The following is a 19170-nucleotide window of genomic DNA, read 5'->3' as shown; positions in this document are numbered from 1 at the left end:
AGCGGGCTACACAACGCTCGCCTAACTCAAGCAGCGGCAATCAGCAGGCCGCCTGCCAGCGCGACATTGCTGACCCAGCCGTTGATCTTCGCCGCCCGCTCCGGTCCCTGAACATCCCAGAAATTGTGGAACATCGGGGTGGCGGCGATGAGGAAGACGATCAGCGCCCCAGCGGCGTAGGGCACCCACAGGCCGGCGGCTAGCAGCAGGCCGGCTAAAATCTGCAGCACGATGCCGGCATAAAGCGCCTGCCTCGCCATCGGCACGCCCCGCGCCGCCATCATGCCACTCACCAGCGACGCGTTGATGATGTTGCGGATGCCGGCGAATACGAAGGCGCCGCCGAGCAGAATGCGGCCGATCGCGATCATCGCCGTCGAGAAGTCGGGATCCATTGCCCCTCCGGTTCTGCATGGGCGGCACGGGTCCGTGCCGCCCTCCTTCAAGCGACCTTAGGCCGCTGCGGCCTGTCGGTCGACCGGATGCTGCGAGCGGAAACCGACGGCGAGCCGGTTCCAAACATTGATGGCGCCGATCAGCACGGTGAGCTGCACGATCTCCGCGTCGGAAAAATGCGTCTTCAGCGGCTCGTAGAATTCGTCGTTGGCGCGGCTCTGCGGCAGCAGGGTCAGTGCCTCGGTCCACTCCAATGCGGCCCGTTCGCGCTCGCTGTAGAGCGGGCTCTCGCGCCAGGCGCTGATCAGGTGAATGCGCTGCTCGGTCTCGCCGTCCTTGCGCGCCTCCTTGACATGCATGTCGACGCAATAGGCGCAGCCATTGATCTGCGAGGCGCGTAGCTTCACCAGATGCGTGAGCTTTCTGTCGAAGCCGGAATCCTGCACAGCCTGTTCGAGCGCGCTTACCGCCTTCAGCAGTTCAGGCGCCTTGGCGAAATAGTTCATGCGCGTCTTCATGGTCGTTCCTTTCATTTGGTTGAGGAAAAATCGATTAGCGCGGCATGCGCTGATAACGTTCGAGGAAAGCGCAGCCGAACGCCACCGCCCTCGGGTCGGCATCGATCTCGTACTCCTCGATCAGGTCGGAGAGTTTTGTCTCGGCGAGCACAGCGCGATAGGCGCGCTCGGCCTTCAGCATTGCCGTGTTGATGCCGCACGGTCTTTTGTAGGAGGCGGGCTCCAGCGCACCCGGACCCTTCTGGCGGATTTCCAGGCAGCGGAAGGCCGGCTGCGGCCCCTCCACCGCCAGCACGACGTCGAGCAGGCTGATCCTGTCGACGCCACGCGCCAGCCGGTATCCACCGGCCGGCCCCGGCACCGAATCCAGGATTTTTGCCGCAACGAGGTCCTTCAGGTGCTTGAGCAGATAGCTTCCGGACACGCCATGATACTCGGCCAGCGCCGAGCTGGGCAGGGTGGCGCCCTCGGGCAGGTCGGCCAGCACGATCGCCGAATGCACCGCCGCCTCCACGCCTTCGCTGAGCTTCATGGACGATCTCCAATCGTGGATATTTTATATCATGGATATTTTATATCCGCAATAGGCGTAACCACCATTCCGTTATCCGAATGACAGGGTTTGCTCGTTCGTGAACTGACCGAGGCTGACTACAGCGCGTCGGCGATCACCATAAGCAAGCCGCCGGCAAGCGTGATGTTGACCAGCGTCAGATAAAGATGCGGGTCGCGCTCCTTGCCCTGGAACATGAAGAGGTTGTGGTAGAGCGATGTCGCCACGATGAGGAAGACGATCAGCAATCCCGCCCCGGTCGCGGCATGCAGGTTGAAGATGAGCGACACGCCGCCGACAAGCTGCATCGCAAAACCCACGGCGATCAGCGCCGCCGGCAGCCGCCAGCCATAGTTTGTGGAAAGCTCCGTTCGCTCGCGGAAATGCAGGAAGTTCCGGATACCGGCGATGAGAAAAAAGCCGCCGAAAATGATCCGGCCGATATGCGTCAGAAACTCTGCGGTCGTCATGTCCACCCGCCTGTTTGACGGCGGTGATAGACGATCGCAAGCGCCGCTGGAAGCGCAAACGCAACCGGCGCGGGAACCCGGGGACGGTTTACTTTTATCCCCTGAAAGGCTCGACGATCTGCCGATGGATCAAGGGGATAAAAGTAGACTGTCCCCTGCGGCTCCTACTCCGCCGCCACCTTCGCCATCGGATTGTTCGGATGCGTGCTCCAGTTGGCGTAGACCGGCGACACGGGTTTTTGCGTGCGCTGGTCGATCACGCCGGCGGCCAGCGGTTCCATGGTGATGCAGCCTTCCACCGGGCAGACGTTGACGCATAGGTTGCAGCCGACGCACTCGTCCTCCATCACCTCGAAATGCCGCACGCCGTTGACGATCGATGTGATCGCCTGGTGAGAAGTATCCTCGCAGGCGATATGGCAGCGGCCGCATTTGATACAGGCGTCCTGGTCGATGCGCGCCTTGGCGACGTAGTTGAGGTTGAGGAACTGCCAGTCGCTGACATTTGGCGTGGCGCGACCGACGATCGAATCGAGCGAGGCATGGCCTTTCTCGTCCATCCAATTCTTCAGCCCCTCGATCATCTCCTGCACAATCTTGAAGCCGTAGGTCATCGCCGCCGTGCACACCTGCACGTTGCCGGCACCGAGAGCCAAAAACTCCGCCGCGTCGCGCCAAGTGGTAATGCCACCAATGCCCGAGATCGGCAGGCCGCGTGTCTCTGGATCGCGGGCGATCTCCGCGACCATGTTCAGCGCAATCGGCTTCACCGCCGGGCCGCAATAGCCACCATGGCTGCCTTTGCCGTCAATCGATGGCTCCGGCGAAAAACTGTCGAGATTGACCGAGGTGATCGAGTTGATCGTGTTGATCAGGCTCACCGCGTCGGTGCCGCCGGCGTTAGCCGCGCGCGCCGGGCGGCGGATGTCGGTGATGTTCGGCGTCAGCTTGGTGATCACCGGCATGCGGGTGTTCTGTTTGCACCAGCGCACCACCATCTCGATATATTCCGGCACCTGCCCGACAGCGGCGCCCATGCCGCGTTCGCTCATGCCGTGCGGGCAGCCGAAATTGAGCTCGATGCCGTCGGCGCCGGTATCCTCCACGACAGGAAGGATCGCCTTCCAGGCATGTTCCTCGCAGGGAACCATCAGCGAGACGACCAGCGCCCGGTCCGGCCAGTCGCGCTTCACCTGCTTGATCTCCTGCAGGTTGATCTGCAGCGCGCGGTCGGTGATCAACTCGATATTGTTCAAGCCTAGCAGGCGGCGGTCGGCACCCCAGATGGCGCCGTAACGCGGGCCGTTGACGTTGACGACCGGCGGTCCCTCCTCGCCCAGCGTCTTCCAAACCACGCCGCCCCAGCCCGCCTTGAAGGCGCGGATGACGTTGTAGGCCTTGTCGGTTGGCGGCGCCGAGGCCAGCCAGAACGGATTCGGTGATTTGATGCCGACGAAGTGGTTGCGGATGTCTGCCATGGCGCTACCTCATTTGGCGTCGCTAGAAATAAATGTCGTCGCACGGTCTATCTGAGCGGTGCAACCAGTCTCGCGTACGACGATCCGACAGAGTTCATTCCAAAGCCCTTGCGTATCGATTTCGCGATTTGGCTTGGTTCGGAGTTGCTCTGCGATCTCGTCGCTAAGATCACCCACTGTGATGAGTGGAAGCACTTTAGATGACCGTATCAATACGCCGAAATGCTTATCTATCGCGTCGATCAGATCATCATCGTCGCCGTCTCCAACAAGATAGAGACTATTCTTTCGCCGGGTCGCGTTTGCCCAAACTTCTTTCAGGCGACCAAGCAACGTGATTACCCCAGCATCGCCCGGTGAATGCTCTCCGCCGCGTCGCGGCCGGCCGCAACCGCCGAAACCGTCAGATCCTCGCGCGTGTCGGCAACGCAGTCGCCGCCGGCCCATACCTTTGCCAGCGAAGTCCGGCCCTCCGCATCAACCTTGATGCGTCCGCTTTCCAGCACCATCGCCGGGCCGCTGCCGTTCAGCGCCGCCGGCACAAAGGTCTGGCCGATCGCCTTGAACACTTGGTCGGCGGGCAGCATGAGAAGTTCGCCGGTTCCGGCCAGCCTGTCGCCAGCCATCGCCGTATATTCGAGCTCGATGCCCGACACCTTGCCACCCTCGGCGATCACTCGCTTCGGCTGCAGCCAGTGGCGGATCGTCACGCCGTTGGCGGCTGCCAGATCCTGCTCGTATTCCGAGGCGTTCATGTGCTCCTGGCCGCGCCGGTAGCAGATGGTCACCTCCTCGGCGCCGAGCAGTTTTGACTGCACCGCAGCGTCGACCGCAGTCATGCCACCGCCGATCACGACGACGCGCCGCCCGACCGGCAATCCGCCAAGATCAGAGGCTTGCCGCAGTTCGGCGATGAATTCCACAGCGTCACGAACCCCGTCGGCCTCCTCGCCCTCGGCGCGCAACGCATTGACGCCGGCCATGCCCATGCCGAGGAAAACCGCGTCAAAATTGGCCGTCAGTTCGGAAAGCTGGATGTCGCGGCCCAGCGCCTTGCCGTTCTCGATGGCGATGCCGCCGATCGCCGTCACATACTCCACCTCGGCGTGGGCGAAATCGTCGACGCTCTTGTAGGCGGCAATGCCGTATTCGTTGAGCCCGCCGGCTTTCGGCCGCGCCTCGAAGATCGTCACGTCATGTCCATACCGCGCCAGCCGGTGCGCGGCGGCAAGGCCGGCCGGCCCCGCGCCGACCACGGCGATCCTCTTGCCGGTCGGTGCTGCGCGCTCATAAAACTGCTTGCCCTGTCGCATGGCGGTGTCGGTGGCGAAACGCTGCAGCCGGCCGATCTGCACCGGCTTGCCCTCGGCCGTCTCGCGCACGCAGACTTCCTCGCACAGCGTTTCGGTCGGACAGACGCGGGCGCACATGCCGCCCAGAATGTTCTGGTCGAAGATGGTTTTGGCCGAGCCGATCGGATTGCCCGTAGAAATCTGGCGGATGAACAGCGGGATGTCGATCGAGGTCGGGCACGCATTCATGCACGGCGCGTCGTAGCAGAAGTAGCACCGGTCGGCCTCGACCAGCGCCTCGTGATGGTCGAGCGGCGGATGCAGGTCGGCAAAATTCTCAGCATATTGCACCGGCGACAGACGCGCCGCGGCGATGCCTTCCTTGAACTGGCCTTCAGCCATCCATGTTCCCCTTGAGCTGGCTTTTCGCTGGCTTTGTTGGGGTCAGGCTAGCACGTTTCGATTTTTTATCAATCGGTCAAATTTTGGGTGAAAACCGACACGTAGGCTCACGGCGGCCGCCGCTCAAGCGAGCACTACCGCCGCCGAAAGCAGAACAAAGCCGAGCGTCGACAGGACTGCGCGGACAACATGAGATCCTCCCAGCGGTCGCGCAGGCTGCGCCAGTCGGCTATCTCGTCCGACCGCATCCAGACCGCGCCGAAGAAGCTCTCGCCGGCCTTCGACAGTTTGGTTCGTTGCAGCCAGACCTTGTTGACCGGCTGGGTCGCCAGCCAGAAAACCACCTGCATGGCTGCAACCGCTGCCGCCGCGCCGACCGTCAGCCAGAACGGCGCGCCCGCCGGCATGAAGAGGGCAAGAACGATCAGTACGACGACGGCCGCCGGCTCGGCGCCACCGCCGATGGTGAAGCCGGGATAATAGATCGGCTGCACCGCCAGATACTCCGCCTCCGACAGCCGAAGCTTGCCCGGAAGCTCCAGCGTATGGGCAAGCGAGAGCGCCATGGCGACGGCGACAAGCAGCAGGCTGAAGATTTGCAAAGCGCTGAACATTGGACGTTGCGCCGGAATCCGGCGGCTCCGTTTTGGTCTCAACCCATCGCAGCCGGCATGGTTCCGCCGCCGGCATTGGTCTTATCCCCTCAGCCGCTCCAGATTGGCGTCGAACAGCGGCGCCGGCTGAAGGCGCGCCTTATGTCTCCGGCCGAGCAATTCGATCTCGAAACCGTCCTGCTCGCCGGTGACTTCCTTGGGCACATAACCCAACGCCACCGATTTCTGGGCATTGTGCGCGTAGCCGCCGGACGTCACCCAGCCTACAACCGCGCCGCCGTGCCAGATCGTCTCGTCGCCGATCACGTCAGCGTCGAGCGCCTCCATGACGAAGGCACGCAGCCGGTATTTTCCGCCGTTTTTCCGCTCGGCCAATGCGCCGGCCTTGCCGATGAAGTCGGCTTCCTTCGAATAGGCAACGAAGCGGTCAAGCCCCGCTTCAACCGGCCCGTAGATGGGCCGGTATTCGCGCGCCCATGTGCCGTAGTTCTTCTCCAGCCTGAGCGCGTTCAGCGCCCTGCCGCCGAACAGGCCGACGGAAAATTCCTCGCCGGCTTCCAGCAGCGTGGTGAACACATGCCGCTGGTATTCCGGCGCCATCCAGATCTCGTAGCCGAGGTCGCCCGAATAGCTGACGCGGCCGACGATGCAGGGCGCCATGTCGATATCCATCCGCCGGATCGCCATGAAGGGAAACGCCGCGTTCGACACGTCGTCATGCGTCACCTTCGCCAGCACGTCGCGCGCCTTGGGTCCGGCGATCGACAGGCCGGTGAGTTTCAGCCCCAGCGCCTCGACGTAAACCGAGCCATCCGCCGGCAAATGCTGTTCGAACCAGCGCATGTGATATTGCTCGGCGATGCCCGAGCCGAGGATCAGCCACTCTTGGTCGCCACCTGTCGAACCCCCATTCACAGGCAGCGCTCCACCCAAATTCGCCAGCGAAAAATCGCCGATCAGTTTGCCGTCTTCCTTCAGCATCGGCGCCAGCGTCATGCGGCCCGGCTTCGGCAGCCTACAGGCAAGCATGCGATCGAGCCAAGCCTTGGCCTTCTGCCCCGTCACGCGGTATTTCGCGTAGCTGGAAATCTCGCCCAGGCCGACCCGCTCGCGCACGGTCGCGACCTCCTTCGCCACATGCGGGAAGTCGCTGGAACGCCGCCAGGAAAACTCGTCCTTGACGCCATGAGGCGCATACCAGAGCGGCACCTCCAGCCCATAGGCGACACCGAACTGCGCACCGCGCGCCGTAAGCAGATCGTAGACCGGCGTCGTCTTCAGCGGCCGGCCGGCCGGCAGTTCCTCGTTGGGGAAGCGGATCGAAAACCGCCGCGAATAGTTTTCGCGCACCTTCGCATTGGTGTAGCGCATCGACGCCCAGTCGCCGTAGCGCGCCACATCCATCGCAAAAATGTCGAAACCCGGATCGCCGTGGATCATCCAGTTTGACAGCGCCAGCCCGACGCCGCCGCCCTGCGAAAAGCCGGCCATCACCCCGCAGGCCACCCAGAAATTCGGCAGGCCGCGCACCGGCCCGACCAGCGGATTGCCGTCCGGCGCGAAGGTGAACGGGCCGTTGATGATCTGCTTGATGCCGGTGTTCTGGAACGCCGGGAAATGCCGGAACCCGACCTCCAGCGACGGCGCGATGCGGTCGATGTCGGGCTCCAAGAGTTCGTGGCCGAAATTCCATGGCGTGGACCATTCCGACCACGGCTTGTTGGCCTTCTCGTAGGTGCCCATCAGCATGCCGCCGCGCTCCTGGCGCAGGTAAAGCTCGCCGTCGAAATCGACGGCGTGGATCACCTCTTTCCCGGTCGTCCGGTTCACCTCGGCGACTTCCGGCATGTCCTCGGTGATGAGGTACATATGCTCCATGGCGAGCACCGGCAGTTCAAGTCCAACCATACGGCCGACCTCGCGCGCCCACAGCCCGCCGGCGTTGACCACATGCTCTGCGACGATTTCGCCCTTGTTGGTGATGATGCGCCAGGTGCCATCGGCCAGCCGCTGGATGTCCTCGACCTTGGTGAAGCGCTCGACCTCCGCGCCGAGTTTTCGCGCCGCCTTGGCGTAGGCGTGGGTGACGCCGGACGGATCGAGATGCCCATCCTCCGAATTGCGCACCGCGCCGACGAACTGTTTCGGGTCGAGCAGCGGCATCAGGCGGTGGGCCTCCTCCGCGGAAATCTCTTCCAGGTCGAGCCCGAGATAGCGGCCCTTGGCGACGACGCCGCGCAGCCAGTCCATGCGCGCCTCGGTGGCGGCCAGCAGCACGCCGCCGGTGATGTGCACGCCGGTCGCCTGGCCGGAAAGCTCCTCGATCTCCTTATAAAGTTCGATCGTGTATTTCTGCAGTTTGGCGACGTTCGGATCGCCGTTGATGGTGTGCATGCCGCCGGCGGCGTGCCAGGTGGAGCCCGACGTCAGTTCGTCGCGCTCCAGCAGCACGACGTCGGTCCAGCCGGCTCGCGCCAGATGGAACAGCACCGAGCAGCCGACGACGCCGCCTCCGATGACCACGACCCGTGCATGCGATTTCATGATTTTCGTTCTCGTTCAGGGAGTTGGAGGGATTTCAGGAATCGTTTTGGGAGGAGGCTAAATCAAAGCGTGAGGGATTCCGGGCAGAGTGACGCAACGACCTCACGGCTCCCCATCCCCGATCTCTTCCTTCCGCCTCGCCACATACGCCTCCAGCGCCTCGCGCACGGAAGCATCCATGGCCGGTTGCCGATATTCCTCCAGCGCCTTCTTCCACACCCGCGTCGCGCGCGCCGTGGCATCGAGCCCGCCAGCCTCGGCCCAAGCTTCGTAATTCTGCCAGTTCGACACGATCGGCTGGTAGAACGCGGTCGAATAACGCTCGAGCGTATGCGGGTCGCCGAAAAAATGTCCGCCCGTCGGCACGCGGCCGAGCGCATCCAGCGCCAGCTCGCCCTCGTCCACCGCGATCGGCCGCAGGAACTCGATCATGTGCTGGATCATCTCGACGTCGAGGATGAACTTTTCGAACGACGCAGTCAGCCCGCCCTCCTGCCAGCCGGCGGCGTGGTAGACGAGATTGCCGTGGCCGAGCACCGCGCCCCACAGCGCCATCATGGTCTCGTAGGCGCCCTGCGCGTCGGCGGCATTGGAGGCGCTGCCCGGCGTCGTGCGGTAGGGCAGGTTGTAGCGCCGCGCCAGTTGGCCGGAGGCGATGTTGGCCTTGGTGTTTTCGGGGGTGCCGAAGGCCGGTGCACCTGAGCGCATGTCGACATTCGAGGTGAAAGCGCCGTACATCACTGGCGCACCGGGCCGCACCAGTTGCGTCAGCACGATGCCGAACAGCGCCTCGGCGTTCTGCTGCGCCAGCGCGCCGGCCAGCGTCACCGGGCTCATCGCGCCCATCAGCGTAAACGGCGTCACCGCCACGGATTGGCCAAATTCGGCCATGGTCATCAGCCCTTCCGCCATCATCTCGTCGAAGCGGCGCGGCGAGTTGACTGAGATGATGGTGGTCACGCCGGAATCGTCCGCTAGCTGCTCCAGCGTCAGGCCGCGCGAAATCGCCATCATCTCGATGCCGTCGAGCGCCCTGCCCCGGCCGATCGCCGAAACGTGGAACGCCTTGTCGGTCAGCGTCAGGTTGGCGAGATAAGTGTCGAGGTGGCGCGAGTTGGCCGGCAGTTCGACCGGCGCGCAGACCTGGTTGCCGAGCATGGTGATGCAGTTGAAATGCTGCGCCAGCCTTACCAGCTCGCAATAGTCGCCATAGTTTCCGGCGCGCCGCCCGCGCTCGCAATCATGGACATTCGGTGGCCCGGCGACCAGCGTGAAGTTGATGGTGTCGCCGCCAATATGCACGGCCTGCGCCGGGTTGCGCGGCGTCAGCGTATAGGTCGGCCGTGTCGTTTGCAGCTTTTCCGCGACCAGCCCGCGATCCAGTCGAACGGTCTGCGTGGCGTGATCGACCGATGCGCCCGCTTGTTCGAACAGGGCGAGCGCTCGCGAAGACATCACCTCGATGCCGAAATTTTCGAGGATACGCATTGAGGCTTCGTGGATCGCCTCGATCTGGTCCACCGACAGAAGCTGCATCGGCGGATAGGGGTTGCGTACGTTTTTCGCGCTTAGTTGCGGTATGGCTGCGCCGGCCCGTGAATGGGCGCGGTCGGCGCTGCGTCGGCTGCGGGATGCGGTCATGACAGATATCAAAGACCCCACCAGGGCCGCCCGGCTGTCAGGAATTCGTCATTCGCAGGCGCGATTTTAGCCGTGGCGTCATTGGAGAAGGCAGAATAAGAGCAAAACGACACCAACTGTCGGAATCCTGATCCTTTGCCAAGCCTCGCATCGCCGCGCCAGATTCCTTAACGGCGCCGGCAAGACTCCTTTTATGTTTTGGGCCTATTGGTCCGGGAATGTGTGTGTCGCGTTTTAGTAAAATTGTACCGGTCGCGCTTCTGCTTGCGCTGTCGGCCTGCGCCACGCCTCCGAGCCACATCAACGACATCTGCGCCGTCTTCGAACAGCGCGACGGCTGGTTCGACAACTGGCAGGACTCCGCGAAGAAGACTGAGCAAAAATACGGTATCCCCGTCCATGTGCTCATGGCGACGGTGCGAAAAGAATCCGGCTTCAAGGGCAATGCGCGGCCAAAGCGCACAAAACTCTTCGGCTTCATTCCGTGGACGCGCGTCTCCAGCGCCTACGGTTATTCGCAGGCGCTCAACGGCACCTGGTCGCAATACCAACGCGAGACGGGAAACTTTACCGCCCGGCGCACCAAATTCGCCGACGCGGTGGATTTCGTCGGCTGGTATCATTCCAAAACCGTCAGCAATTACGGCGTCGCGCCCGACGACACGTTCCGCCTGTACCTCGCCTATTACCACGGCTGGGGCGGCTTCAAGCGTGGCAACTGGACCCCGGAAATCCAAAAATACGCGCGCGATACCGATGATATGGCACGCCGTTATCAGGTCCAGTTGCGTTCCTGCGGCGGCTGAGCGGCTGGACGAACGCCAAGAAGGCTCGCGGATCTCACGCCTTCTTCGGTTCGTCCTCAGGCCGCGCGTCGTCCTCGAAGGCCGAAGGCACGTCGGCGTCGTCCGCCTGCCTTCCGTCACCGACTTGGAGCGGCGCGATCGGCCCGACTTCGGTGTTGGCGTCGCGCGTCGCGCCAAAATCCTCCGAGCGGTCGTCACGCTGTTCATGCGAGCGCGCATGGCCGCGAGCCTCGGCCTGTTCGAACGAAGCCTCGTCCTCGCCGGCGCCCGCGCTTGCGACCTTTCCATGCGGGCGCTGCGGCGGCGTGCCGACAAAGCCGGGACCCGATCCGTGCGGCGCGTCCTCCGGCATGCCCTCGTGCGCCGCATGCTCCTTGTCGAAACTGATCACCGGCTCCATCGAGGCGAGTTGCTCATCATCTAGCCAGCACAGGCTCATATGGCCGTTACCGAGCGCCTTCAGCGGCGGCAGTTGCGTCTCGCATTTGTTGCCCGGCACGAATTTTTTCCAGCGGCAGCGCGTCTGGAAGGGGCAGCCGGGCGGCGGGTTCATTGCCGACGGGATGTCGCCTTCCAGCACGATATGCTTCTTTACCACGCTGGTATCGGCAATCGGGATCGCCGATAGAAGCGCCTCCGTGTAGGGGTGATAGGGCGGCGCAAAGATCTGGTCGGTCGTGCCCTGCTCGACGATATGGCCGAGATACATGACGACGACGCGGTCGGCGATGTAGCGCACCACGGAAAGATCGTGGCTGATGAACAGCATCGTCGTCTTGTTCTTGCGCTGGATATCCATCAACAGTTCGGTGACGGCCGCCTGCACCGACACGTCGAGCGCCGAGACGGGTTCGTCCGCCACCACCACTTTCGCATTGCCGGCGAAGGCGCGCGCCACGCCAATGCGCTGCTTCTGGCCACCAGAGAGCTGGCGCGGCATGCGCTCGGCGAAGGCCCGCGGCAGCTTGACGAGGTCGAGCAGCTCGAACATCCGCTTCTTGCGGTCGGCCACCGTCTGTCCGATGTCGAATTTCTCCAGCGTGCGGATGATCTGCGAGCCGACCGAATGGCTGGGGTTCAGCGTGTCGAACGGGTTCTGGAACACCATCTGGATCGACGACACGGTCTGCACATTGCGCATCTCGATGCCGGTCGACTGGATGTCAGAATTGCCGAGCGTCACTTTTCCGGAGCTCGCTGTCTCCAGCCCGAGCAGCACCTTCGCCAGCGTCGATTTTCCGCAACCGGATTCGCCGACGATCGCCACGGTCTCGCTCTCGCGCGCCACGAAACTGATCGCTTCGTTGGCCTTGACCACGCGGCCTTCGGCGCTGCCGCCGAACACCTCGTTGGCGACCACCCGGTAGTACTTCTTGAGGTCCTCGATCTTCAGGACCGGCGCGCCCGGCTCGACCGGCGGGTTCTGCTTGCGCGCGCCCTCCGGCAGCGCGGCCCAATCGATCTCATTGAAACGGATGCAGCGGGAAAAATGTCCGTCATGACCCTCGACCGGGATCATGGGGATTTCGTCAGCGTCGCAGCGGCCTTTCACGAAATGCTGGCAGCGCGGGCCGAAATTGCAGCCCTTCGGCCGCTCATGCGGCAGCGGCAATTGTCCGGGAATGGCGATCAGCGGCCGCTCGTTCTTGTCTGCGCCCGGAAGCGGGATCGATCGGAACAGGCCCTGTGTATAGGGATGCCGCATCCGGTCGAACACATCCTTGATCTTGCCGGTCTCAACTGCCTCGCCGGAATACATCACGGTGATGCGGTCGCAGGTCTCCAGGATCAGGCCGAGATTGTGCGACACGAAGATCATCGACGTGCCGAACTGTTTTCCCAGCCCCTTCACCAGTTCGACGATGCCGGCCTCGACTGTCACGTCCAATGCCGTCGTCGGCTCGTCGAGCAGCAGCAGCGCCGGTTTCGACAGCAGTGCCATGGCAATCACGATGCGCTGCTGCTGGCCGCCGGAAAGCTGGTGCGGATAGCTGCGCATCATGCGCTCGGGGTCGGGCAGGCGAACCGCGCGTACCGTCTCCAGCGCGCGTTTATAGGCCTCCTCCTTCGACACCTTGTCGTGCAGGATCGGCACTTCCATGAGTTGCTGGCCGACCTTCATTGCCGGATTGAGGCTGGCCATCGGCTCCTGATAGATCATGGCGATCTCGTTGCCACGGATGGAGCGAAGCTCCTCCTGGCTCATCTCGCCCATGTCCTTGCCTTTGAACCTTATCCTGCCGCCGACGATCTTCCCGATGTTGGAGAGGTCGCGCATGATGCCGAGTGACACGGTCGACTTGCCGCAGCCGGATTCGCCGACGATGCCCATAGCCTCGCCAGGCTGCACCGCGCAGGAGAAATCCATGACGGCCGGGATCTCGCCCCGCTTGGTGAAGAAGGAGATCGACAGGTTCTCGATCTCGAGGATCGGCTGCGAGCTTTGGACTGCGGAGGGTTTCACGACTTCGTTCATGGCTGGCTCCTCGGTCGCTAGCGGCAGTTCGGTCTCAGTCCTTCAGCGATTGCTCGCGCAGCGCGTCGGCCAACAGGTTCAGCCCGAGCACGAAACTCATCAGCGCGATGGTCGGCGGCAGCGCTGGATGGATGAAGGAGCGCAGCAGGCGGCTGGCGTCCTTGATCGCGGTGCCCCAGTCCGGGCTTTCCGGCGCAAGGCCCAAGCCGAAATAACCCAGCGTGCCGAGCAGGATCGTCGTATAGCCGATGCGCAGGCAAGCATCGACGATCAGCGGCCCCCGCGCGTTGGGCAGGATTTCCCACAGCATGATGTACCACGGGCTCTCGCCGCGCGTCTGAGCGGCGGCGATGTAGTCGCGCGTCTTGATGTCCATCACTAGGCCACGAACGATGCGGAACACACCAGGACTGGACGCGAACACCACGGCCACGAAGATATTGAGCTGGTTGGGATCGATGTGGACGATGCCGAGCGGATCGGCGTCGAAGACCAGGCCGAGATAGATCCAGCCGCCGAGAACGATCGTCAGGCCGAGCAGGATGTAGAGCCGGTCAGGACGGTTCTTGAAGCGCGTGTAGAACAACGTGGCAAAGAAGATGATCGGGAACAGGAAGAACACCCCGGCCAGCCCGTAGGGGATTGGCGTGTCCATGATACCGGGGGTCACCAGCAGGTAGAACAGCAGGATGACGGGGAAGGCCAGCACCAGATTGGCGAGGAACGACAGGACCGAGTCAATCCTGCCGCCATAATAACCAGCCGGAAGACCCAGCGTGACGCCAACCATGATCGCGAACATGGTGGCGGCCGGCGCGATGATCAGCACGATCTGGCTGCCATAGACCATGCGGCTGAAGATATCGCGCGCCAGCTTGTCGCCGCCGAAATAGTAGATGCCGCCTGCGTCTGGAACGATGGCGCCCGGCAGTGCGTCCTTCATCACCGGTATCTGCGCGAGCGGATCGTAGGGCGCCACCGTCGAGGCGAATATCGCCGTGAACAGCCAGAAGAAGCAGATCAGCACGCCGGCGATGCCGACATTGTTGTCGTAGATCTGGCCGTAGAGGCCGAGCTTCTTCTTGTAGACGACGCTGGCGCCGATCACGATCGCCATCGCCAGCCAGACCGGCCAGAACCGCGCGATCACGCCGAGAATGATCTGGAGGGCGCCGATATATTCCACTTGCATGGGCGTTCGCTCCTACTGCACGCGGATGCGCGGGTTGAGATAGGCGTAGCCGACATCGGAGATCAACTGCGTGAAAAGCACGACGAACACCGAGACCAGCGAGCAGCCGAGCAACAGGTCGATGTCATTGTTGCCCGCCGCCTCCACCAGTGTGAAGCCGAAACCCTGATAGCGGAACATAGTCTCGACGATGACCACGCCGGTGAGCAGCCAGGGAAACTGCAGCATGATCACCGTGAATGGCGCGATCAGCGCGTTGCGCAGCGCGTGCTTGATGACGACGTTCGAAAAGCTCAGGCCTTTCAGCCGCGCGGTGCGGATATATTGCTGCGTCATCACCTCGACCATCGAGGCGCGGGTCATGCGGGCGATGTAGCCGATGCCGTAGACCGCCATCGTCATCACCGGCAGCGTGAAATTATAGAAGGTGATGCCCTGCCCGGGCGCCGAGGCGGCGGAGCCGTTCAGCCAGCCGAGCCACGAGGCGAAGATGACGGTGAAGATGACGCCTGACACATATTCGGGCGTCGCCGTCGTGGCGATTGACGCGACGGACAGCGTTCGATCCAAGCGCGAGCCCTCGCGCATGCCGGCGAGGATGCCGACCAGCAGCGCGATCGGAACCATCGTCGCCATTACCCAGAACATGAGGATGCCGGTGGCGCCCAGCGCCGGCCAGAGCTTCGTCGACACCGTCGTCTTGAATTTTGTCGAGCAGCCGAAATCGCCTTGCAGGATGCCGCCGAAATACGGCTCGGCCGGCTCGTTGCAGAAGGAGAAGCGCGGTGTCGCCTTGCCGGTCGCGGCATCGATGTTCGGCTGCTTGCGCACCACGCCGATCCACTGGCCGTAGCGCACGAAAAAGTTCTGCCTATAACCGTTCTTGACCAGCCAGCTTTCGAGCTGGTCGGCAGGCGTGCGCATGTCGAGCTGGCTGATCGCCAGCTTCTTCAGGTTCGGTTCGAGATTGACCATGAAGAACACAACCATCGTCAGGCAGACCATGGTGATGAGCATGGTGCCGAGACGGCGCAGAACAAAAGCAAGCATCATCGCCCCCTGCCGTGCGGGTTGGGGTCAGTAGTCGTCACCCCGATAAGGCGGGAAAGGGGGCGAGCCGCCCCCTTTCGTAAAGTCGCCGATCAAGCTTCGTCGAGCCACACTTTGCCGAAATCATGCTCGAACGTTGGGTGCATTCCGTGATTTTTCACCGACGGCATCGAGCTGTTGTAGAGCTTGCGCCAGTAAGGCTGGATGATGATGCCGGAATCCTGCAGGATCTTTTCGATCTCACCCATCGGTGCCTTGCGCTTCTCGGCATCGACGATCGACAGTGCCTCGCCGATCTTCTTGTCGAGCTCCGGATTGGAATAGCCGGCCTCGTTCCATGCCTCGCCGGTGCGGTAGGCGATGGCCACCACCTGGATGCCCAGCGGGCGCATGTTCCAGTTGGTCATCGAGTACGGATATTTCGTCCAGTCGTTCCAGAAGGTAGAGCCGGGCAGAACCGTGCGCTTCACCTTGATGCCGGCGTCGCGAAGCTGCGCGGCGATAGCATCGCCGGTGTTCTTGTGCCAGTCCTCGTCGACCGTGATCAGGTCATGCTCGAAATCGGCCTGCCCGGCTTCCGCCATCAGCGCCTTGGCCTTCGCGGCGTCGCGCGGCACCTTCGGCAGCTCGACATATTCAGGGTGGATCGGCGCCACGTGGTGGTTTTCCGCCGGCACGCCGGCGTTGCCGTAGCCGAGCTGCAGGACGATGGCGTTGTCGACACCGAGTTGCAGCGCGTTGCGCACCTTCTGGTCGTCATAGGGCTTGTTGTTGACGTTGGTACGCGCCACGATCGTCGCTGCGGTCACCACCTCGGAAGTGACGGCGCCGACGCCCTCGAGGATCGTTACATAGTCGGCGGACGTCTCGTGGTTGGTATGGACCTCGCCCGCCTCGAAGGCCGACACCATCGCCGACGGATCGGTGCCATAGTCGATGAACTCGACGCCGTCGAGATAGGCTTCGCCGTTCCACCACTTGCCGTTCTCGCGGCGCTTGTAGACCACCTTCTGGCCGACATCATAGGAGACGAGTTCGAAAGGCCCGGTGCCGATCGGATTCTTCACGAAATTCGCGCCGGTCTCGTCGAAGGAGCGGTGCACGACCAGCGCCGGGTAGTCGCAGAGTTGCGGGATCAGTGCAATGTCCGGCTTGGTGAGCTTCAGCTTCACCGTCATGTCGTCGACCTTTTCGACCGAGCCTTCGCGCAGCTTGCCGCTGGCTTCGTCGACCAGCGTGCCGAGGCGGCCCGGCATCGAGTTGCCCTCGGCGCTCTTGTCGGCCCAGCGCGTGAAATTGAAGATCACGTCTTCGGCCGTGAAAGTGTCGCCATTGTTCCAGGTCACGCCCGGGCGCAGCTTCAGCGTGTATTCGGTGGCGTCGTCGTTGATCTCCCAGCCTTCCAGCAGATAGGGCTCGAACGTGTAGTCCCTGGTGTACTTGACCAGCGGCTCGAGCGCCTGGCGTTCGGCGTTGGAGATTTCCGACCAGTCGGCGAGGCGCGGATCTTTCGGATCCTTGACCCACATGGCGACCTTCAGCACGCCGCCCTTCTTTGGCTCCTGCGCCATCGCCGGCGTCGGCGCGGCGAGGCCGATCATGCCGTAGGCCATCGCGGTGGAGGCGCCGAACACGCTGGCCAGCGCCAGGAATTCGCGGCGATCCATCGATCCTGCTTTCACGCCTTCGGCCATCTTTTCGATGTGCGCCGGAACGCGATCGCCGTTGCTCTTGTAGAATGTCATTGCAAACTCCCGCTCTGTTGGCTTTTCGCCGTTACCATTCCGCATCCGCACCGCCTTGTCAAAGCGGAGGGAGGGTGTTCCCGTGACGGAATGTGCAACTTTGCGGGAGGGGCGGTACGCGCGAATACGACAAGAATGACGCAAATTCGCAAATCTGCGATTGCGTGATCCGATTCTTGATTTTCCGGAATGATATGAGACATCGCCCGGCGGCATAAGGACCACAACCCGCCGCCTGTCGTGCCACCGGCGGTTTTGCGATCCGCGCTATGAAACCGACGCGCTCGCACAACGGCATTGCGCAGTTACAACACCGGGGTAAATTTCATTATTGGGGGCCCTGCGACCACAGCCGCCAACGCGGCGCATTCTGGAGAGGCTCGATATGGCAACCGCGGCACCAGCATGTCGAAAGGCGTTGTCGGACGCGACGCTTCGCTGGCCGAAACGCAATCGCGCCAGCGACGGCATCATGGGCGACGCGGCGCATCAGGCCCGCAAGAGCGACCACAATGACGGCAATGCCTTCGACCTGACGCACGATCCGGCCAATGGCGTCGACTGCGAGGAACTGTCGAAGGATGTGGTTTGGGATTCCCGCGTCACCTATGTGATCTGGAACAAGCAGATTTGCTTTACGGATCAACCGCACCGGCGGCAGGCGGACGAAAGCTGCACGTCGCCGCGTTATTACGGGCCGGAAAAGCACAAGGCGTGGGAGCCGTATATCGGGACCAATCCCCACACCAAGCATATGCATGTTTCGATCAGCGCCGATTCGCGCGACGATCTCTCGCCCTGGCCGTGGTCTCCGGACGAGAAACCGCTGACCGACAATCGCATGGGTGGACCTAGGGCGACGCTCGGCCCGTAGCGCGCCCGGCCGAACAGCCAGTCCTCATCCATCGCCGAGATATTGCCGGCGCAGATCGGCAAGTGGGCGGGCGGCCCAAGCCCAGAAATCCCAGTCCGGCCCGAAAATGTCGATCTTCATCGCTTCGCCCCGTGCCCAGGCATGCCAGAATTCCGAAGGGTCCATCGCGCCCTCCGCCGATTTCGCGACATCGTTGATCTTGATGCCGAGATGCCAGGAGAAGATCACGGGCAGGACGTGGCCGGATATCGGGTGCACGGGATGCATCGCGGCGGTAAAAGTAGAAACAAGCAACTCGCCGCGCGGAGTTGTGTCGTAGCCGGCGAACACATGGCTGGAATCGTGCGGAAGCGAAAACACCAGATTGAGGGCGTCCGGCTCGCCGGGCAGCGCGTAACCATTCCTGTCAAAATGATCGAGGAAAGCGCGTCCGAAGCTGCCCTCGTGAAGGTCTGCAAGGGTACGAAAGCGCGCGGCCAGTGCCGGATCGGCCTTGCCGCCACGATAGGGGAGCAGGAACGCCAGCGCCTCGGCATCGCGGTTCGGGCCGTCCGCCCAGGGTTTGCCGGTAATCGATTCCAGATTGTCGCGCACCATGTGGCCGAGCGCCCACTGGAGATTGCCTTTCGCTGCCTGGGTGATTTCGTCGATGTAATCCCCTTCGACGCCGACGGCCGCCGCATAGGCGAGGACGCGCCGTATCTTGGCCGGATCGAGGCTGCCGTCGACGAAGGCCGAGACGGCGATGAAGCGGATAGCCTCTTCTCTGAGCGCGGGTGTTTCGAGCGCCGCGGCCAGCGCGGCCGGATCACCAGCCGGGAGGCGGTCGGCATCGACCGGGTCCGCGATCCCGAATATCCAGTGAGCTGCTGCCACGAGGCTGGCGCGGTCCGCCTCGGTCAGAGCGCGGTCCAGGCCGGATACATCGCGCATGGCTGCGAGGATCGCGACAGCCTCTTCCCTGGTGGCGCTGATCTTCAAACCGCGAGCCTCCCATGTGCCTGACAATGGCGATGATATGCCCGGCCTCGACGATTACAATCGTCATGTGACCGTTCATCAAGGCGATGTTTCGGAGAGACACCGCAAGTGCCACGCAGACTGGCAGCTACCAGCGGT

General features: G+C 62.9%; 17 protein-coding genes. 2 read left to right on the top strand and 15 right to left on the bottom strand.

All coding sequences use genetic code 11. The annotated features are described in order from the left end of the window. Positions 1-26 precede the first annotated feature (26 nt). The 10 genes from ACH196_RS04965 to ACH196_RS04920 form a co-directional block, all read right to left on the bottom strand. A complete protein-coding gene (locus tag ACH196_RS04965; RefSeq protein WP_396645437.1) occupies positions 27-395 on the bottom strand; it encodes a DoxX family protein in 369 nt (122 codons plus the stop codon). Between the two features lie 57 nt (positions 396-452). Further along, positions 453-914, bottom strand: a complete 462-nt coding sequence (locus ACH196_RS04960; RefSeq protein WP_396645435.1) for a carboxymuconolactone decarboxylase family protein — start codon at positions 912-914, stop codon at positions 453-455. 34 nt (positions 915-948) lie between these two features. Further along, positions 949-1446, bottom strand: a complete 498-nt coding sequence (locus tag ACH196_RS04955; RefSeq protein ID WP_396645433.1) for an RrF2 family transcriptional regulator — start codon at positions 1444-1446, stop codon at positions 949-951. A gap of 119 nt (positions 1447-1565) precedes the next feature. Further along, positions 1566-1937: a DoxX family protein gene (locus tag ACH196_RS04950; protein ID WP_396645431.1), complete on the bottom strand. Its 372-nt coding sequence runs from the start codon at positions 1935-1937 to the stop codon at positions 1566-1568. A 164-nt stretch (positions 1938-2101) separates the two neighbouring features. Next, positions 2102-3415: an NAD-dependent dihydropyrimidine dehydrogenase subunit PreA gene (preA, locus tag ACH196_RS04945; protein WP_396645429.1), complete on the bottom strand. Its 1314-nt coding sequence runs from the start codon at positions 3413-3415 to the stop codon at positions 2102-2104. A 9-nt stretch (positions 3416-3424) separates the two neighbouring features. Beyond that, on the bottom strand, positions 3425-3748 hold the full coding sequence (locus tag ACH196_RS04940; RefSeq protein ID WP_396645427.1) for a hypothetical protein: 324 nt from the start codon (positions 3746-3748) through the stop codon (positions 3425-3427). 5 nt (positions 3749-3753) lie between these two features. Then, on the bottom strand, positions 3754-5109 hold the full coding sequence (locus tag ACH196_RS04935) for an NAD(P)-dependent oxidoreductase (protein ID WP_396645425.1): 1356 nt from the start codon (positions 5107-5109) through the stop codon (positions 3754-3756). 134 nt (positions 5110-5243) lie between these two features. Further along, the gene (locus tag ACH196_RS04930) at positions 5244-5723 is read right to left on the bottom strand and encodes a DUF1772 domain-containing protein (RefSeq protein ID WP_396645423.1); all 480 of its coding nucleotides are present in this window, start codon (positions 5721-5723) and stop codon (positions 5244-5246) included. Positions 5724-5804: 81 nt separating this feature from the next. After that, positions 5805-8267, bottom strand: coding sequence for an FAD-dependent oxidoreductase (locus ACH196_RS04925; protein ID WP_396645421.1), 2463 nt, complete (start codon positions 8265-8267; stop codon positions 5805-5807). Positions 8268-8369: 102 nt separating this feature from the next. Beyond that, complete coding sequence (locus ACH196_RS04920; protein ID WP_396645419.1) at positions 8370-9908, bottom strand: trimethylamine methyltransferase family protein; 1539 nt, start codon at positions 9906-9908, stop codon at positions 8370-8372. 218 nt (positions 9909-10126) lie between these two features. Between ACH196_RS04920 and ACH196_RS04915 the strand changes: the two genes are divergently transcribed. After that, complete coding sequence (locus ACH196_RS04915) at positions 10127-10714, top strand: transglycosylase SLT domain-containing protein (protein ID WP_396645417.1); 588 nt, start codon at positions 10127-10129, stop codon at positions 10712-10714. A 34-nt stretch (positions 10715-10748) separates the two neighbouring features. Here the strand turns inward: ACH196_RS04915 and ACH196_RS04910 are convergent, their stop codons facing one another. From ACH196_RS04910 to ACH196_RS04895, 4 genes are all read right to left on the bottom strand, one after another. Further along, the gene (locus ACH196_RS04910; RefSeq protein ID WP_396645415.1) at positions 10749-13190 is read right to left on the bottom strand and encodes a dipeptide ABC transporter ATP-binding protein; all 2442 of its coding nucleotides are present in this window, start codon (positions 13188-13190) and stop codon (positions 10749-10751) included. Between the two features lie 34 nt (positions 13191-13224). Continuing rightward, positions 13225-14382, bottom strand: a complete 1158-nt coding sequence (locus ACH196_RS04905; protein WP_396645413.1) for an ABC transporter permease — start codon at positions 14380-14382, stop codon at positions 13225-13227. A gap of 12 nt (positions 14383-14394) precedes the next feature. Then, positions 14395-15432, bottom strand: coding sequence for an ABC transporter permease (locus ACH196_RS04900; protein ID WP_396645411.1), 1038 nt, complete (start codon positions 15430-15432; stop codon positions 14395-14397). A gap of 92 nt (positions 15433-15524) precedes the next feature. Continuing rightward, positions 15525-17177 carry an ABC transporter substrate-binding protein gene (locus ACH196_RS04895; RefSeq protein WP_396645409.1) on the bottom strand — a complete coding sequence of 551 codons (1653 nt, stop codon included), beginning with the start codon at positions 17175-17177 and terminating at the stop codon, positions 15525-15527. Between the two features lie 385 nt (positions 17178-17562). Here ACH196_RS04895 and ACH196_RS04890 point away from each other — a divergent pair, with 385 nt between their 5' ends. Beyond that, positions 17563-18051 carry a hypothetical protein gene (locus ACH196_RS04890; protein ID WP_396645407.1) on the top strand — a complete coding sequence of 163 codons (489 nt, stop codon included), beginning with the start codon at positions 17563-17565 and terminating at the stop codon, positions 18049-18051. Between the two features lie 24 nt (positions 18052-18075). On the opposite strand, the gene ACH196_RS04885 is transcribed toward ACH196_RS04890, so the two are convergent. Beyond that, the gene (locus ACH196_RS04885) at positions 18076-19032 is read right to left on the bottom strand and encodes a hypothetical protein (protein ID WP_396645405.1); all 957 of its coding nucleotides are present in this window, start codon (positions 19030-19032) and stop codon (positions 18076-18078) included. Between the last annotated feature and the right edge of the window lie 138 nt (positions 19033-19170).

This window comes from Mesorhizobium sp. IMUNJ 23232 (assembly GCF_044326205.1).
In the GTDB taxonomy this organism is placed as follows: domain Bacteria; phylum Pseudomonadota; class Alphaproteobacteria; order Rhizobiales; family Rhizobiaceae; genus Kumtagia.
This window is presented reverse-complemented; position numbering and strand designations above follow the sequence as displayed.

Excerpts from the sequence above, each read along its gene's own strand:
- ACH196_RS04905 (WP_396645413.1), bottom strand. The coding sequence starts at position 14,382 with ATGCAAGTGGAATATATCGGCGCCCTCCAGATCATTCTCGGCGTGATC.
- ACH196_RS04920 (WP_396645419.1), bottom strand. The coding sequence starts at position 9,908 with ATGACCGCATCCCGCAGCCGACGCAGCGCCGACCGCGCCCATTCACGG.
- ACH196_RS04890 (WP_396645407.1), top strand. The coding sequence starts at position 17,563 with ATGGCAACCGCGGCACCAGCATGTCGAAAGGCGTTGTCGGACGCGACG.
- ACH196_RS04910 (WP_396645415.1), bottom strand. The coding sequence starts at position 13,190 with ATGAACGAAGTCGTGAAACCCTCCGCAGTCCAAAGCTCGCAGCCGATC.
- ACH196_RS04925 (WP_396645421.1), bottom strand. The coding sequence starts at position 8,267 with ATGAAATCGCATGCACGGGTCGTGGTCATCGGAGGCGGCGTCGTCGGC.
- ACH196_RS04900 (WP_396645411.1), bottom strand. The coding sequence starts at position 15,432 with ATGCTTGCTTTTGTTCTGCGCCGTCTCGGCACCATGCTCATCACCATG.
- ACH196_RS04935 (WP_396645425.1), bottom strand. The coding sequence starts at position 5,109 with ATGGCTGAAGGCCAGTTCAAGGAAGGCATCGCCGCGGCGCGTCTGTCG.
- ACH196_RS04895 (WP_396645409.1), bottom strand. The coding sequence starts at position 17,177 with ATGACATTCTACAAGAGCAACGGCGATCGCGTTCCGGCGCACATCGAA.
- ACH196_RS04915 (WP_396645417.1), top strand. The coding sequence starts at position 10,127 with ATGTGTGTGTCGCGTTTTAGTAAAATTGTACCGGTCGCGCTTCTGCTT.
- ACH196_RS04930 (WP_396645423.1), bottom strand. The coding sequence starts at position 5,723 with ATGTTCAGCGCTTTGCAAATCTTCAGCCTGCTGCTTGTCGCCGTCGCC.
- ACH196_RS04965 (WP_396645437.1), bottom strand. The coding sequence starts at position 395 with ATGGATCCCGACTTCTCGACGGCGATGATCGCGATCGGCCGCATTCTG.
- ACH196_RS04960 (WP_396645435.1), bottom strand. The coding sequence starts at position 914 with ATGAAGACGCGCATGAACTATTTCGCCAAGGCGCCTGAACTGCTGAAG.
- preA (WP_396645429.1), bottom strand. The coding sequence starts at position 3,415 with ATGGCAGACATCCGCAACCACTTCGTCGGCATCAAATCACCGAATCCG.
- ACH196_RS04950 (WP_396645431.1), bottom strand. The coding sequence starts at position 1,937 with ATGACGACCGCAGAGTTTCTGACGCATATCGGCCGGATCATTTTCGGC.
- ACH196_RS04955 (WP_396645433.1), bottom strand. The coding sequence starts at position 1,446 with ATGAAGCTCAGCGAAGGCGTGGAGGCGGCGGTGCATTCGGCGATCGTG.